Source organism: Stenotrophomonas sp. YJH_SMC_4 (assembly GCF_059371575.1).
Genome location: NZ_JCAFUR010000018.1, coordinates 23150 through 38415 on the forward strand (window position 1 = coordinate 23150; position 15266 = coordinate 38415).

A 15266-nucleotide genomic window follows, 5' to 3' on the forward strand; every position below is an offset into this window, starting at 1 on the left:
GACTTACTCCCGCGGACCGTAGCGCAGCGTGGCCTGGCGGCGGCGCACCACCTGGTACGGCCTCCACAGGTAGCTGATCGGAATGCTCCACACGTGCACCAGGCGCGTGAACGGCGCGATCAGGAACAGGGTCAGGCCCAGGAAGATATGCATCTTGTAGACCCAGCTGACGCCCTCGATGTAGTCGGCGGCACCGGCACGGAAGGTCACGATGTGCTGTGCCCACTCGGCCAGCTGCACCATCACCCCGCCGTCCAGGTGGCCGGACGAGATGCGGATGCTGTACAGGCCCAGGCACAGCTGGGCGAACAGCAACACCAGCACCAGGGTGTCACCGAAGCTGCCGGTGGCCCGCACGCGCGCGTTGAACAGGCGGCGCACCAGCAGGATGCTGATGCCGATGAAGCACAGTGCGCCGAACACACCACCGACCACCATCGCCAGCATCTGCTTCTGCGAGGAGGTGATGAAGTGCTCGTACACCGCGTGCGGGGTCAGCAGGCCGACCAGGTGGCCACCGAGGATGGCCAGGATGCCGATGTGGAAGCAGTTGCTGCCGATCCGCATGCCCTTGTCCGACAGCATCTGGCTGGAGCCGGTGCGCCAGGTATACATGGCCCTGTCATAGCGGGCCCAGCTGCCGATCAGCAGCACCGCCACGGCGATGTACGGGTAGTACTGGAAGGCGAATTGATGCAGGGAGTAACTCATGGCTGGACCTCTCGATGCGAAGGACGGGCCGGCGAACGCACGGGCGGCTTGCAGTCTTCGGCAGGAGCTTCGGCGCCGAAGCGCACCGCCTCCTCCTCCCACAAACGGTCCATGGCCTCGGCGGTATCGTCGCGGACTTCCTCGCTGGCACGCTGGCGCAGCGCCTGCAGATCGGCCTTGCCGTCACCGGCTTCGACCAGGATCTCGAACAGCACCCGGTGCGGCAGCTCCCGCTCGGCGGCACGCGCCGCCAGCATCCCGGCGATATGGCCGATGTGGTGCAGCCACTCGCGGGCCTCGCTGCCTGGGCGATGGGCCAGGAACTCCAGCAGCAGCGGCAGGTAATCCGGCAGCTCGCGTGCATCCAGTTCGAAGCCGTTGCGGCGGTAGGTTTCGACCAGATCGACCATGGCCTGGCCACGGTCCCGCGACTCGCCATGGATGTGTTCGAACAGCAGCAGGCTCATCGAACGGCCGCGGTCGAAACTGGCCAGCCACGCCGCCTGCGCATCCAGCGCATCGGTGGCCAGCAGCTGCTGCACGAAGCTGCGCAGCTGCTGGCGGCGGGCGGCGTTCAGCGCCGGGTCGTCACAGGCGGCGAGCAGTTCCTCGCCGTGCTCCCACAGTTCTTCGCGGGGGTAGTCCAGCAATACCCCGACCAGCTTGAGCACGCTCATCACACCACCTCCTTGCGGCGGTGGTTCGGGCCCTTGTCCACCACGAAGGTGGTGGTCTTGCGCTGGCCGAACAGGTCGGCCGGGCTGTCACCATTGCAGCCGTTGCCGAAGGTGAAGCCGCAGCCGCCGCGCTCGCCGAAGGCGTCGTTGGCGTACTCGCGGTGGCCGGTCGGAATCACGAAACGGTCCTCGTAGTTGGCGATGGCCAGGTAGCGGTACATCTCCTCCACCTGGGCGATGCTCAGCCCGGTCTGTTCCAGCACCGAGGTGTCTTCCACGCCGTCCACGTTCCTGGCCCGGCGCCAGGCACGCATCGCCATCAGCCGCTCCAGCGCGCGTACCACCGGCGCCTCGTCACCGGCCGTCAGCAGGTTGGCCAGGTAGCGCATCGGAATGCGCAGCGACGCCACGTCCGGCAGTTCCCCGCTCATGCCCACGCGGCCACGCTCGGCGGCAGACTGGATCGGCGACAGCGGCGGCACGTACCAGACCATCGGCAGCGTGCGGTATTCCGGGTGCAGCGGCAGCGCCAGCTTCCAGTCGATCGCCAGCTTGTACACCGGCGACTGCTTGGCAGACTCCAGCCAGCTGTCCGGGATGCCCTCCTTGCGCGCGGCGGCGATCACCGCCGGATCGTTCGGGTCCAGGAAGATATCCAGGTGGGCCTGGTACAGGTCCTTCTCGGCGGCCACCGAAGCGGCCTCGGCGATGCGGTCGGCGTCGTACAGCATCACGCCCAGGTAGCGGATGCGGCCCACGCAGGTTTCCGAGCACACGGTCGGCTCACCCATCTCGATGCGCGGGTAGCAGAAGATGCACTTCTCCGACTTGCCGCTCTTCCAGTTGTAGTAGATCTTCTTGTACGGGCAGGCCGACACGCACATGCGCCAGCCGCGGCACTTGTCCTGGTCGATCAGCACGATGCCATCTTCCTCGCGCTTGTAGATCGCGCCCGAGGGGCACGCCGACACGCACGCCGGGTTCAGGCAGTGCTCGCACAGGCGCGGCAGGTACATCATGAAAGTCTTCTCGAAGGCGCCGTAGATCTCCTTCTGCACCTGGTCGAAATTGTAGTCGCGCGATCGCTTGCTGAACTCCGAACCGAGGATCTCCTCCCAGTTCGGGCCCCACTCGATCTTCTGCATGCGCTCGCCACTGATCAGCGAACGCGGCCGCGCGGTGGGCTGGTGCTGGCTGTCCTTGGCGGTGTGCAGGTTCTGGTAGTCGAAATCGAACGGCTCGTAGTAGTCGTCGATCTGCGGCAGGTCCGGGTTGGCGAAGATCTTGGCCAGCATGCGCCAGCGGCCACCCGCGCGTGGCACCAGCTTGCCGCTGCCGGTGCGCACCCAGCCACCGTTCCACTTCTCCTGGTTTTCCCATTCCTTCGGGTAGCCGATGCCCGGCTTGGTTTCCACGTTGTTGAACCAGGCGTACTCGACGCCCTCGCGCGAAGTCCAGACGTTCTTGCAGGTGATCGAGCAGGTATGGCAGCCGATGCACTTGTCCAGGTTCAGCACCATCGCGATCTGTGCACGGACCTTCATCACACCACCTCCTTGCTGGCCGATGCCGAAGCACCAGCGGGCTGCTCATCGGTCGCTCCTGCGCGTCCTGCGCCCGCGACACTCGAACTTCCTTGTTCATCGTCCAACCAATCAATCTTGTCCATCTTGCGTACGATCACGAACTCGTCGCGGTTGGTACCGCAGGTGCCGTAGTAGTTGAAGCCATAGGCCAGCTGCGCGTAGCCGCCGATCATGTGGGTCGGCTTGAGCACGATGCGGGTCACCGAGTTGTGGATGCCGCCGCGGGTGCCGGAAATCTCCGAGCCCGGCACGTTGATGATGCGTTCCTGGGCGTGGTACATCATCGCCATGCCCGGCATCACGCGCTGGCTGACCACCGCGCGCGCAGCAATCGCACCGTTGACGTTGAACAGCTCGATCCAGTCGTTGTCGACGATGCCGGCGCTGCGCGCGTCGTCCTCGCTGATCCACACGATCGGGCCACCGCGCGACAGTGTCTGCATGATCAGGTTGTCGCTGTAGGTGCTGTGGATGCCCCACTTCTGGTGCGGGGTGATCCAGTTCAGCACGATCTCCTTGTTGCCGTTCGGGCGCTGGTTCAGCAGCGGCTCCACCGTGCGCGTGTTGACCGGCGGCCGGTAGCTCATGAAGGCCTCGCCAAAGTCGATCATCCACTCGTGGTCCTGGTAGAACTGCTGGCGACCGGTCACCGTGCGCCACGGAATCAGCTCGTGCACGTTGGTATAGCCGGCGTTGTAGCTGACGTTGTCGTCTTCCAGGCCCGACCAGATCGGCGAGGAAATGATCTTGCGCGGCTGTGCCTGGATGTCACGGAAGCGGATCGCCTCGTGCTCCTTGCCCACGGCCAGGTGGGTGTGCTCGCGGCCGGTGAAGGTGCCCAGCGATTCCCAGGCCTTCACCGCCACGTGGCCGTTGGTTTCCGGCGCCAGGTGCAGGATCACTTCGGCCGCGTCGATCGCGGTCGAGATGGCCGGGCGCCCCTGGCTTACGCCTTCTTCGTGCACGGTGTGGTTCAACTTGCCGAGGAACTCGACCTCGTGCTTCGTGTCCCAGCTCATGCCCTTGCCGCCATTGCCCTGCTTGTCCAGCAGTGGGCCGAGCGAGGTGAACTTGCGGTACAGGTTCGGGTAGTCACGCTCAACCACCGTCATCGACGGCATGGTCTGGCCCGGAATGGCCTCGCACTCGCCCTTCTTCCAGTCGGCTACGCCGAACGGCATGCCCAGCTCGTTGGGGGTGTCGTGCAGGGTCGGCACCAGCACCAGGTCCTTCTCCACACCCAGCACGCCCGGCGCCATCTCGCTCACGGTGCGGGCCACCTCCTTGAAGATGTCCCAGTCACTGCGCGATTCCCAGGCCGGGTCCACCGCCTTCGACAGCGGGTGGATGAACGGGTGCATGTCCGAGGTGTTGAGGTCGTCCTTCTCGTACCAGGTTGCCGTCGGCAGCACGATGTCCGAGTACAGCGCGGTGGTGCACATGCGGAAGTCGAGCGTGACCAGCAGGTCCAGCTTGCCTTCCGGCGCCTCGTCGCGCCACTTCACCTCCTGCGGCTTCACTGCGCCCATTTCGCCCAGGTCCTTGCCCTGCAGCCCGTGGCGCGTACCCAGCAGGTGCCGCAGCATGTACTCGTGGCCCTTGCCCGAGGAACCCAGCAGGTTCGAGCGCCAGATGAACATCATGCGCGGGTGGTTCTGGCTGGCGTCCGGGTCGGCGAAGGCGAAGTCCAGCGAGCCGTCCTTGAACTTGCCCAGCGCATAGTCCGCCGGGGCCACGCCGGCCGCTTCGGCCTCGCGTACCAGCTGCAGCGGGTTGCGGTCCAGCTGCGGGGTGCTCGGCAGCCAGCCCATGCGCACCGCGCGCAGGTTCAGGTCGGCCAGGCTGCCGCCGTACTTGCTCGCATCGGCCAGCGGCGACAGCAGCTCGTCCACCTGCAGCTTCTCGTAGCGCCACTGCCCGGTGTTGAAGTAGAAGAACGAAGTGCCGTTCATGTGGCGCGGCGGCTTGCTCCAGTCCAGGCCGAATGCGAGCGGCTGCCAGCCGGTCTGCGGGCGCAGCTTTTCCTGGCCCACGTAATGCGCCCAGCCGCCACCGGTCTGGCCCACGCAGCCGCACATGATCAGCATGTTGATCAGGCCGCGGTAGTTCATGTCGTTGTGGAACCAGTGGTTCATGCCCGCGCCGACGATGATCATCGATCGGCCGTGGGTCTTGTCGGCGGTACGCGCGAACTCGCGGGCGATCTCGATCACCTCGGCGCGCGACACGCCGGTGATGCGTTCCTGCCACGCCGGCGTGCCCGGCACCATGTCATCGAAGCTCGATGCCACGTTGCCGCCGCCAAAGCCACGGTCCACGCCGTACTGGGCCAGCAGCAGGTCGTAGACCGTGGCCACCAGCGTCTCGCCGCCATCGGCCGTGGCCAGTCGGCGCACCGGAATGTTGCGGTCCAGTACTTCTTCGGCCGGTGCAGCGGTCCAGCCATCGCTTTCAATGCCACCGAAGTACGGGAAGCTCACTGCCTCGATGCCGTCGTTGGCCTCGGACAAGCTCAGGCGCAGGCGCGTATCGGCGCCATTGCTGGCCTTCTCTTCGATGTTCCAACGACCCTTCTCGCCCCAGCGGAAACCGATCGAGCCGTTGGGCACCACGATCTGGCCGCTGTTCTCGTCGTAGGCCAGGGTCTTCCAGTCCGGGTTGTTGGCTTCACCCAGCCCGCCCAGCTCACTGGCACGCAGGAAGCGGCCCGCCACCAGGCGGCCATCGTCGCGACGCTCCAGACGCACCAGCATCGGCATGTCCGAGTACTGGCGGCAGTAGTCCTGGAAATACTGCGAGGGCCAATCAACATGGAACTCGCGCAGGATCACATGGCCGAAGGCAAAGGCCAGCGCCGCGTCGGTGCCCTGCTTGGGGTGCAGCCAGTGGTCGGTCAGCTTGGCCAGCTCGGAATAGTCCGGGCAGATCGCCACCGTCTTGGTGCCGTTGTAGCGCGCCTCGGTGAAGAAATGTGCATCGGGCGTACGCGTCTGCGGCACGTTCGAGCCCCAGGCGATGATGTAGCGACTGTTGTACCAGTCGGCCGATTCGGGCACGTCGGTCTGCTCGCCCCAGATCTGCGGCGAGGCCGGCGGCAGGTCGCAGTACCAGTCGTAGAAGGACAGGCAGGCGCCACCCAGCAGCGACAAATATCGCGCACCGGCGGCGTAGGACACCATCGACATCGCCGGAATCGGCGAGAACCCGACCACGCGGTCCGGGCCGTACTGCTTCACCGTATACAGGTTGGAGGCGGCGATGATCTCGTTGGCCTCTTCCCACTGCAGGCGCACGAAGCCACCCATGCCGCGGCGGGTCTTGTACGAACGCGCCTTCTCCTTGTCCTCCACGATGCTGGCCCAGGCATCGACCGGGGCCTTGCTCTTGCGTGCTTCGCGCCACAGGCGCAGCAGCGTGCCGCGGATCAGCGGGTACTTCAGCCGGTTGGCGCTGTACAGGTACCAGGAATAGCTGGCGCCACGCGGGCAGCCACGCGGTTCATGGTTGGGCAGGTCCGGGCGTGTGCGCGGGTAGTCGGTCTGCTGGGTTTCCCAGGTGACCAGGCCGTTCTTGACGTAGATCTTCCAGCTGCAGGAGCCGGTGCAGTTCACGCCGTGGGTGGATCGTACGATCTTGTCGTACTGCCAGCGGGCGCGGTAACTGTTTTCCCAGTCGCGGCCCTCGCTCTTGGCAAAACCATGGCCATCGGCAAAGGTCTGGGGGTCACGCTTGAAGAACTGCAAGCGATCGAGGAAATAACTCATCGGGGATCTCCCTTTGCGGACATCGGCATCGTGGCTGTGTGTGTCATCTGGCTGCGGTGCGTTTTCATGTCGTCAGCAGGGTGTCTCGGCACCGCGCCGGTAGTACCACCACCAGGTCACGGCCAGGCAGGTGACATAGAAAACAACGAATCCGTACAGCGCCATGTCGGGGCTGCCGGTCAACGTAATGGACGAGCCGTAGCTCTTGGGAATGAAGAAACCGCCGTAGGCACCGATCGCACCGGAGAAACCGACCACTGCGGCCGACTCGATGCTGGCCTGGTGTGCGGCCGTGGCCTTGCCCTCGGCGTTGTCGTTGGCCGACCAGCGCTCATGCAGGGTGCGGAAAATCACCGGGATCATGCGGAAGGTGGTGCCGTTGCCGATGCCACTGAGCACGAACAGCGCCATGAAGCTGAGCAGGAAGCCGTAGAAGTTGCCGCCCTGGCCATCGCTGGGCAGGAAGTGCAGCACGCCGAACACTGCCGCGATCATCAGCGCGAACACCCAGAAGGTCAGGCGTGCACCACCCCAGCGGTCGGCCATGCTGCCACCCACCGAGCGCATCAGCGCGCCCAGCAGCGGGCCGATGAAGGCGTAGGCCAGCGGGTTCACGTCCGGGAACTGGCTCTTCACCAGCATCGGGAAGCCGGCCGAGAAACCGATGTAGGAACCGAAGGTGCCGATGTACAGCCAGCACATCAGCCAGTTGTGCTTGCGGCGGAAGATCACCGCCTGCTCGGAGAACGACGAGCGGGCGCTGGTCAGGTCGTTCATGCCGAACCAGGCCGCGATGGCGCACAGCGCGATGGCCGGCACCCAGATGAAACCGGCGTTCTGCAGGAACAGCGGTGCCCCACCCTCCACCGCGGGCTGCGGTGCACCACCCAGCGCACCGAATACGCCCACGGTGATGACCAGCGGAATCACCGCCTGCGCCACCGACACGCCCACATTGCCCAGGCCGGCGTTCAGGCCCAGCGCCAGGCCCTGCTTCTGCTTGGGGTAGAAGAAGGAGATGTTGGACATCGACGACGAGAAGTTCGCGCCGCCGAAACCACACAGGATCGCGATGGCCACGAACACCCAGTACGGCGTGGCCGGGTTCTGCACCGCAAAGCCGAGCCAGAGCGTCGGCGCCAGCAGCGACGCGGTGGACAGCGCGGTCCAGCGGCGGCCGCCGAAGATCGGGATCACGAACGAATAGAAGATGCGCAGGGTCGCGCCGGACAGGCTGGGCAGTGCCACCAGCCAGAACAGCTGGTCGGTGCTGAAGTTGAAGCCGATCTTCGGCAGGCTGATCGACACCGCCGAGAACAGCACCCAGACCGAGAAGGCCAGCAGCAGCGAAGGGATCGAGATGACCAGGTTGCGGGTGGCGACCCGCTTGCCGGTGCGCTCCCAATAGCCGGGATCCTCCGGCGTCCAGTCGCTGATGACGCGACCGGGACTGGCAGTGCTGCGGACAACAGGATCGCTACCGACGGTCATACATGGCTCCAAGGCTGTGGAATGACGTGGGTACTGCGTTTCAAGTTGTAACCCGTCGTCATGCAGCCATTAGGCCGTGCAGCACGGACGACGGGGTTGATCTGGATCAATCAAGGGCCGGTTTCCACCCTGCCCCTGACAAATGTCAAACCGATGAAGCGGTGCTGCGGCGGGTCACCCCGCGCTGGCGCACGCTGTCGCGCACGTCCACATCGAACTGCAGCTGAAGCTGGCTTCCATCTTCCAGGGCAATGTCGAATGGCAGGCCATCGCGGCACGGCAGCCGCGCCGCCAAGGCCTCGACGGCCGAGCGCGGCAGTACCAGGCGGCAGAAGGTGCCTCCGTCGAGCAGTACCGGTTGATCGCCGCCATGCAGCGACACCGCCATGCCCCAGCCTTCGATACCGCCGAAGCGGGTCATGTTCTCGACCGTTTCACCGGCCAGCAGGCGCGCCAGCTCGGCCTCGTCCAGGCGAAGCCGTACCGATTGGTCCTGCAACTGCACTTTCATGACGCAACATCCTCCCATTGTTCGGGGGTATTGCAGTTGACCAGCCCGGCCTCGTCAACCGGCGCCAGCGCCACGGAATTCACGCCAAGACGACGCTGCAGGGCCTGCAGCGAGCGCGGACCGTCCGGGTCGCCCAGCATCGATTCAAGTACGTTGCGACAAGCATCGTCTATATCCACCAGCATGGGCAGGGGATGGCCGGCAAAGATCGTGCATGGACCGCGATGGCCGTCACGCAATTGCTGCAGCAATCGCGGCGGCAGCAGCGGCGTATCCACCGGCACCACCCAGGCCGGGCCATCGGGCATGCGCATCGCCACGCTGTAGAGCCCGCCCAGCGGCCCGCAACGTGCCACGCGGTCCGGCACGCCGCCGAACGCCGGGTAATTTCCGCTGACCCAGACCTCGCGTGCGCCAGCCTGCATCAACAGGCCCCGCATGTGTTCCAGCAAGGTCCGCCCCTGCCACGGCAGCAGCGCCTTGTCGCGGCCCATCCGGGTGGACAGGCCGCCGGCCAGCACGATGCCGTTGACGCTCATCGCCGTAGAGCCACGCCATGCGTGGCTGCGCCGGCCGGGTGCTCGGGAAAGGCCTCATCCACGCATGGCGTGGATCTACTGAACCCCGCGCCGCCCTGAAGGGTGGGGTCAATGCCCGTGGTCGTGCGCATGATCATGGGCATGGGCGGGTTCGCTGTCCGCATGGCACAGGCTGCAACCCTCGCTCCATTCGCTGTCGCCATCCACGTAGTGCTCCTGCTTCCAGATCGGGCACTGGTGCTTGACCACCTCGATCAACTGCCGGCACGCGCGGAACGCTTCGTCGCGGTGCGGGCTGCCCGCGGCCACCACCACCGCCACATCGCCGATGCCCAACCGGCCCTTGGCGTGGGCCACATACAGCTTCAGCTTCGGACCGAACGCCGCCTCGACCTCGGCGGCCAGGCGCTTGAACTCGTTCAGCACCAGCGGCTCGAACAGGTCGTAGGTGATGCCGGTCACTGCGCGGCCGATGTTCACATCGCGCACCTTGCCGATGAACACATCGATGCCGCCAAACCCCGGATCGGATACCGCGGCGATGCCCTCGGCCGGATCGATTTCGGCATGTGCACGGTCCACCACTTTGACGATGACGTTCCCGCTCATGGTTCAACCCCCGCTTACCGGCGGCAGGATCGCCACCCGCCCATCGTCGGGCAGTGCCTCGTGGTCGCGCAGCACGCGTTGCTGGTCGGCGAACGCCGAATAGTCCAGCAGGCCCGCACGGAAATCCGGCCAACGCGTCGGCAGCAGCTCACGCAGCGCCTGGCGCAGGTCGGCCACGGTGCCACCGGCCACCTCCACGGCAATCTCGCGGCTGGCATCCAGATCGGAGAACGCGCCGAACAACTGCAGATTCACCTGTCTCATCATGACTCCTGGCTCGCCAGCTGCACCGGGTCCTGATGACCCCAGCCCTGCACGCGCACGTAGGTGCCAGCACTGGCCAGACCTCCCTCGCCTTCCAGCACCACCCAGGCGTTGGCCTGCAGCATGGACATCAAACGGAACGACTCCTGCCCGGCCAGCACGCGCGCACTCAGGCGCCCCTGTGCGTCCACCTCCACCCGCGCCCGCGCGTGGAAGCGCAGGCCGGGCGGCGTGCGCACGTCGGCCTGCAGGGGCAATGTCAACACCGGCTCCGGTGCCAGCCCCAGCAGGCGGCGCAGCACCGGTTCGACGAAGAAGCGCTGGCCCACCGCAGCCGACACCGGGTTGCCGGCCAGGCCGAAATACAGCGCGCCATTGGGCAGCACCGCAAACAGCAACGGCTTGCCCGGGCGGATCGCCACCTTGTGGAACACGATGCGCGCACCGCGGCCGCGCAGCGCGTCGGGAACGAAGTCGTAGCGGCCGGCCGACACCGCGCCGGTGCTGATCAACAGCTGCGCACCCGCGTCCAGCGCTTCATCCAGGACCGCGTTGAACGCGGCCACGTCGTCGCCCACCGTGCCCTGCCAGACCACTTCGGCACCGGCGGCCTGCAGGCGGCCGACCAGATACGGCCGGTTGCTGTCTCGGATCTGCCCGGATGCCAGCGTCTGCGCCGCCTCGGTCACCAGCTCCTTGCCGGTAGCAATCACCGCCGCCTTTGGCCGCGCCACCACCGCCACCTCGCCCGCGCCGATCGCATGCAGCAGGGTGCGCGCGTTGATGTCCAGCACCTGCCCGGCCTGCAGCACGCGCTCGCCGTCGCTTACATCCTCGCCGCGCAGGCGCACGTTCTGGCCCGGCTTCACCAATGCCTTCAGGGCAATGCGGGTCGGGCGGCCATCCTCGCTGGCGAGGATCTCCACGTTCTCGACCGGTACCACCGTATCCAGCCCGACCGGCATGCGCGCACCGGTCATGATTTCCCAGGCACCCTCGCCGCCTTCGGCGCCAGCATCGCCGGCCGCTTGCCAACCCTGCACGGCAAATTCGGTACCGGCTTCGAACGTCGCGCCGTTGGCGCGCAGCGCGAAGCCGTCCATTGCCGAATTGTCGAACGGCGGCAGCGACTGCCCACTGATGATGTCACTGGCCAGGGTGCGGCCGCTGGCCTCATGCAGCGGCAGATGCTCGGCCGGCAGCGGCGTGGCCGCATCCAGCAGGTGCTGCAAGGCCTCGCTGTAGGCAATCATCAGTGGCCACCGCCATCGACCATCGCCAGCGCATGGCCCAGCACCGGCGCCAGGATATCCAGGCACTGCGCCGCCGCCTTTGGGCTGCCAGGCAATGCAAACACCAGCATGTTGCCCAGCTGCACCACCTCGGCGCGGCTCAGCCAGGCCATCGGCGTGTGCTGCGCGCTCAGCGCCCGCACCATCTGCGCCAGGCCATGCACCGGCCGCGCGTTCAACGAACGCAGTGCCTCCGGGGTCAGGTCACGCGGGCCGAGCCCGGTACCGCCGGTACACAGGCACAGGCGCACGCCGTCGGCCGCCAGGGCCCGTAGGCGGCCGGCCAACGGCTCGATGCCATCGGGCAGTACCTCGGCGGCCACCACCTCGCCACCCAGCTTTTTCAGCCCGGTCACCAGGGTCGGGCCGGAGACATCCTCATAGGTGCCTTCGCTGGCGCGATCACTCAGCGTGATCACCGCGCAGGCCGCTCCCTCCAACCCCTTTGGCGCACGCGGGTTGAAACGCTCACGCTCGGCCTCGTCCATGCCATCCGGGTGCAGCCAGACCCCGCGCTTGCCGCCTTCCTTGAACAGCAGGCGGATGCCCTCGATGCGCAGGGCCGGCTCCACCGGCTTGCTCAGGTCGTACAGGGTCAGCAGCGCCGCGTTGACGCCGGCCAGTGCCTCCATCTCCACGCCGGTGCGGGCCTCGCTGGCGCACTCGCACCACACGCGGATCGCCTGCCGCTCCGGCACCGGTGCGCAGAACACCTGCACCAGTTCCAGCGGCAGCGGATGGCACAGCGGCATCAGCATCGACGCCATCTTGGCGCCCTGCAGGCCGGCAATCTCGGCCATCACCAGCGCATCGCCTTTGGGCAGGCGGCGCTCGACGATCAGCGGATAGGCCACTGGACCGGCATGCAGCTCGCCCACCGCCACCGCACGGCGGCGGCTGATGCGCTTGTTACGGACATCGGCCATGTGGAAGGCCGCATTCAATTCCCCACTCATCGTGTTGCTCATCCTCCGATGGAGGCCAGGTGCGGGGTCAGCCCGGTCTGGCCCTGGTGCAGTCCATGCCCGGCCGCTTTCAGGCCAAGCTGTGTGGTGATGCGTGCCAGCAGCGCGTCGTGGTCCTCATCGCGCTGCAGCAGCGGGCGCAGCGGTACGCCGAACTCGCCGAACAGGCACAGCCGCAAGTCGCCCTTGGCGGTCACCCGCAGGCGGTTGCAGCCCTTGCAGAAGTCACGCGAATACGGGGCAATGATGCCGATGCTGCCGCGATGGTCGGGGTGGCCGAACTCGCGCGCCGGGCCGGCGTCGGCGGCGCGCGGACGCTCGTGCCAGCCAGCGGCCAGCAGCTGCTCGATCACCACGTCGGCGCGCAGGTGGTGGCGCTGGAAATAGGCTTCGTTGTCGCCGGTGCGCATCAGTTCGATGAAGCGCACGCTGAAGGGGCGGCCACGCAGGTAGTCCATCCACTGCGGCAACTCGTCATCGTTCAGGCCACGCAGCAGCACCGCGTTGAGCTTGATCGCCGGCAGGCCCAACGCCTGCGCCAGGGCCAGGCCCTGTTCGATCTCCGGCAGGCGGTCGTGCCCGGTGATGGTCTTGAAGCGTTCGCGCTGCAGGCTGTCCATGCTCACGTTCAGCGCAGTCAGGCCGGCCCGGTGCCACCCCGGCAGGCGCCGCGGCAGCAACGTGCCATTGGTGGTGATGGCCACCTTGCGGATGCCCGGCACCGCCGCCACGGTGGCGATGATCTCGTCCAGATCCTTGCGCAGGCTGGGCTCGCCGCCGGTCAGGCGGATCTTGCTCATACCCAGCGCGGCAAACGCACGCACCAGCCTCGCGATTTCATCCACCTGCAGGAAGCGCGGGCGGCCATCGGCCTGGTAACCGTCGGGCAGGCAGTAGCTGCAACGGAAGTTGCAGGCTTCGGTCAACGACAGGCGCAGGTACGGAAAGCTGCGTCCGAAACCGTCGGTGAGTTGGCTCATGGCTGGTCCACCTTGTTGCTCCACCGTCTTGCCTGTGCCCGGAACGGCCCGGATACCCTCGCCTGCTGGAACGATTGCCAGAGTACGCGGCCTTCAGTTCCATGGGCATGACTTAAATCAATCGCGTTCGGCCCCGCGCGGCAGGCGTTGTGGCAGCATGCGGCTTTCCGTGCAGCGGGCGTGTGACAACCCTCATGATGATGAACGATTTCCAGCAACTGCTGCATGCCGCCGGCGAGCAGGCTGAACCGCAACGCCTGCTGTTCGTATTCGTGCGCGCCGAGCTGCCCGAATCGCCCACCAGCGACCAGCGCGACCGGCAGGACCGCCGCGAGGGCGGCACCCTGTCGCCGGTGCTGTGCGTGGACAAGCTGCCGGCCGAGGTGCCCAGCTTCCAGGCGCTGGCGGCCGAGTCGACCACCACCGGCATCGACTGGGACCTGGTGTTCGTGGCGGCGCTGGATGGCAGAGGCGGTTTCGCACCCAACAGCGACGAAGCCGCGCGCCCGCTGAAGCTGATGGTCAACGCCATCCATGACGGTCAGATCGGCCGCTTCGCCGCCTTCGACCGTGGGGGCGAGCCCGTTCAGTTCTATTGAGCCACCAGCTGCAGGGTCAGGAAGAAGATCACCAGCACGGTGTTCAGCCCCCAGGCGACGGTCAACCCGCGCGCCGCCACACCCAGGTTGGGGTTGTGCGCGGTGGGCGCCGCCCGCCAGACCGCCGGGATGATCCAGCCGGTATAAAGCAGCAGCACGGCAAATACCCCCAGCAGCAGCGTGGTGCGCTGGTTGGCCAGGGCCCAGAGGGCCACTGCCCACAGAATGTTGCTGGGAATGACGCCCTGCAGCCAGAACACACTCCACAGGCGGGAACGGCCCTGGGTGTCGGGGGTGGGGTGCAGCGAAGCGGTCGCGGTCATAAGTCTCCTTCTGTTTAGGAAACGTGCTGAACAAGCCTGCGCTTGGTGGCTGGGAACGTCAACCCGAGTCGCACGTCACGCTTTGACGCTTGTAGAGGCGGGCCATGCTCGACTCAGGCCCTTCCCTTCAGAGCCTGTCGTCATCGCCCCTCCCCCCTTGTTCCCTAACGCCCCCCAAACGCGACACCTGTCGCAGATTGCACGGTGCGGGCGGACCGCCGCGCCAGCTAGCGCTGGCGGTGCTTAACAGCGTGGGAGAATGCCGAAAGCGTCTCCAATCGAGTGATGTTTGCAACTCTTCTGATTGGCATTGCACAGCGCCACGGGCTCAGATGGCGTGCCACCGGAAAAGGGTGGCCGGGCTTCGAATCCCGAGTTGGTCCTGAGTGATTGCGCTTGCCAGTCGGCGTCCACATTCCGTGGCGCCGGCTGGCAATCCGTCTGCCGGCTATGGCGGGCGGTGCGTGGGGGCGTTCGCGCCCACCGGCTTGGGACCAACCCGGATTCGAACCACGTACCGCCCGCCACTTTTATGGGTGGCGGCTACCGATTGCCCTGCACGGAGCCTTGCCATGAACGAATCGGACTTCCCGCATCTGCACGCCTACCGCAGCACCGCCGGCGACGACGGTTCGCCACAGGCTGCGCCAACAGTGGACAGGAACACCTTCATTGCCAATCTCCACCGCATCGGCTCCGGTGCGGCGGCTGATGGGCAGCCGTGGCCGGAGCGGCATCAGCTGCCCGGGCGCTGCCTGGCCCTGGCCGATGCCGATTGCGCGTTGAGCGGGTTGCGGGTGGTGCTGGAAATGCTGCTGGCGGCCGAACGTACCCGGCAGAACGTCGAACCCGAAGAGTACGTGGGCGACCGGGTGATGGAGGGGTTGGTCATGGCCTGCCAGTCGTTGTGCGCGCAGGCGGTGGGGCGGTTGCAGCCCGAAGGGTGAATGCCATG

The 15266-nt window shown here is 66.5% G+C and carries 15 protein-coding genes; 2 read left to right on the forward strand and 13 right to left on the reverse strand.

The genetic code is table 11. The features are described from left to right. Positions 1 to 3: 3 nt before the first annotated feature. The 12 genes from narI to moaA form a co-directional block, all read right to left on the reverse strand. Complete coding sequence (gene narI / locus AC5P9F_RS17530) at positions 4 to 711, reverse strand: respiratory nitrate reductase subunit gamma (protein WP_012480468.1); 708 nt, start codon at positions 709 to 711, stop codon at positions 4 to 6. Further along, complete coding sequence (narJ, locus tag AC5P9F_RS17535; RefSeq protein WP_049439032.1) at positions 708 to 1388, reverse strand: nitrate reductase molybdenum cofactor assembly chaperone; 681 nt, start codon at positions 1386 to 1388, stop codon at positions 708 to 710. The genes narI and narJ overlap by 4 nt, the downstream gene beginning before the upstream one ends. After that, entirely contained in the window at positions 1388 to 2932 is a 1545-nt protein-coding gene (narH, locus tag AC5P9F_RS17540; RefSeq protein WP_012480470.1) for a nitrate reductase subunit beta, read from the reverse strand. Before narH ends, narJ begins: the two co-directional genes overlap by 1 nt. Continuing rightward, a complete protein-coding gene (locus AC5P9F_RS17545; protein WP_012480471.1) occupies positions 2932 to 6738 on the reverse strand; it encodes a nitrate reductase subunit alpha in 3807 nt (1268 codons plus the stop codon). The genes narH and AC5P9F_RS17545 overlap by 1 nt, the downstream gene beginning before the upstream one ends. A 72-nt stretch (positions 6739 to 6810) precedes the next feature. After that, a complete protein-coding gene (locus AC5P9F_RS17550; RefSeq protein WP_012480472.1) occupies positions 6811 to 8229 on the reverse strand; it encodes a NarK family nitrate/nitrite MFS transporter in 1419 nt (472 codons plus the stop codon). Between the two features lie 145 nt (positions 8230 to 8374). Further along, positions 8375 to 8740, reverse strand: coding sequence for a DUF7009 family protein (locus AC5P9F_RS17555; protein ID WP_012480473.1), 366 nt, complete (start codon positions 8738 to 8740; stop codon positions 8375 to 8377). Continuing rightward, the gene (gene mobA / locus AC5P9F_RS17560) at positions 8737 to 9279 is read right to left on the reverse strand and encodes a molybdenum cofactor guanylyltransferase (RefSeq protein ID WP_012480474.1); all 543 of its coding nucleotides are present in this window, start codon (positions 9277 to 9279) and stop codon (positions 8737 to 8739) included. Before mobA ends, AC5P9F_RS17555 begins: the two co-directional genes overlap by 4 nt. A gap of 108 nt (positions 9280 to 9387) precedes the next feature. Then, positions 9388 to 9888, reverse strand: coding sequence for a molybdenum cofactor biosynthesis protein MoaE (locus tag AC5P9F_RS17565; protein ID WP_164225243.1), 501 nt, complete (start codon positions 9886 to 9888; stop codon positions 9388 to 9390). 3 nt (positions 9889 to 9891) lie between these two features. Beyond that, complete coding sequence (locus AC5P9F_RS17570) at positions 9892 to 10152, reverse strand: MoaD/ThiS family protein (RefSeq protein WP_134972884.1); 261 nt, start codon at positions 10150 to 10152, stop codon at positions 9892 to 9894. Beyond that, the gene (locus tag AC5P9F_RS17575) at positions 10152 to 11405 is read right to left on the reverse strand and encodes a molybdopterin molybdotransferase MoeA (protein ID WP_164225242.1); all 1254 of its coding nucleotides are present in this window, start codon (positions 11403 to 11405) and stop codon (positions 10152 to 10154) included. Before AC5P9F_RS17575 ends, AC5P9F_RS17570 begins: the two co-directional genes overlap by 1 nt. Then, a complete protein-coding gene (moaCB, locus tag AC5P9F_RS17580; RefSeq protein ID WP_164225241.1) occupies positions 11405 to 12400 on the reverse strand; it encodes a bifunctional molybdenum cofactor biosynthesis protein MoaC/MoaB in 996 nt (331 codons plus the stop codon). The genes AC5P9F_RS17575 and moaCB overlap by 1 nt, the downstream gene beginning before the upstream one ends. A gap of 8 nt (positions 12401 to 12408) precedes the next feature. Then, positions 12409 to 13389 carry a GTP 3',8-cyclase MoaA gene (gene moaA / locus AC5P9F_RS17585; protein WP_012480479.1) on the reverse strand — a complete coding sequence of 327 codons (981 nt, stop codon included), beginning with the start codon at positions 13387 to 13389 and terminating at the stop codon, positions 12409 to 12411. Between the two features lie 194 nt (positions 13390 to 13583). Here moaA and AC5P9F_RS17590 point away from each other — a divergent pair, with 194 nt between their 5' ends. After that, on the forward strand, positions 13584 to 13988 hold the full coding sequence (locus AC5P9F_RS17590) for a ribonucleotide reductase subunit alpha (protein ID WP_495232008.1): 405 nt from the start codon (positions 13584 to 13586) through the stop codon (positions 13986 to 13988). Here AC5P9F_RS17590 and AC5P9F_RS17595 read toward each other — a convergent pair. Next, positions 13982 to 14311 (reverse strand): hypothetical protein, encoded by a 330-nt coding sequence (locus AC5P9F_RS17595; RefSeq protein WP_005416862.1) that lies wholly within the window; start codon positions 14309 to 14311, stop codon positions 13982 to 13984. The genes AC5P9F_RS17590 and AC5P9F_RS17595 overlap by 7 nt on opposite strands. A gap of 572 nt (positions 14312 to 14883) precedes the next feature. Here AC5P9F_RS17595 and AC5P9F_RS17600 point away from each other — a divergent pair. Continuing rightward, positions 14884 to 15258 carry a hypothetical protein gene (locus AC5P9F_RS17600; RefSeq protein ID WP_164225240.1) on the forward strand — a complete coding sequence of 125 codons (375 nt, stop codon included), beginning with the start codon at positions 14884 to 14886 and terminating at the stop codon, positions 15256 to 15258. Positions 15259 to 15266: the final 8 nt, after the last annotated feature.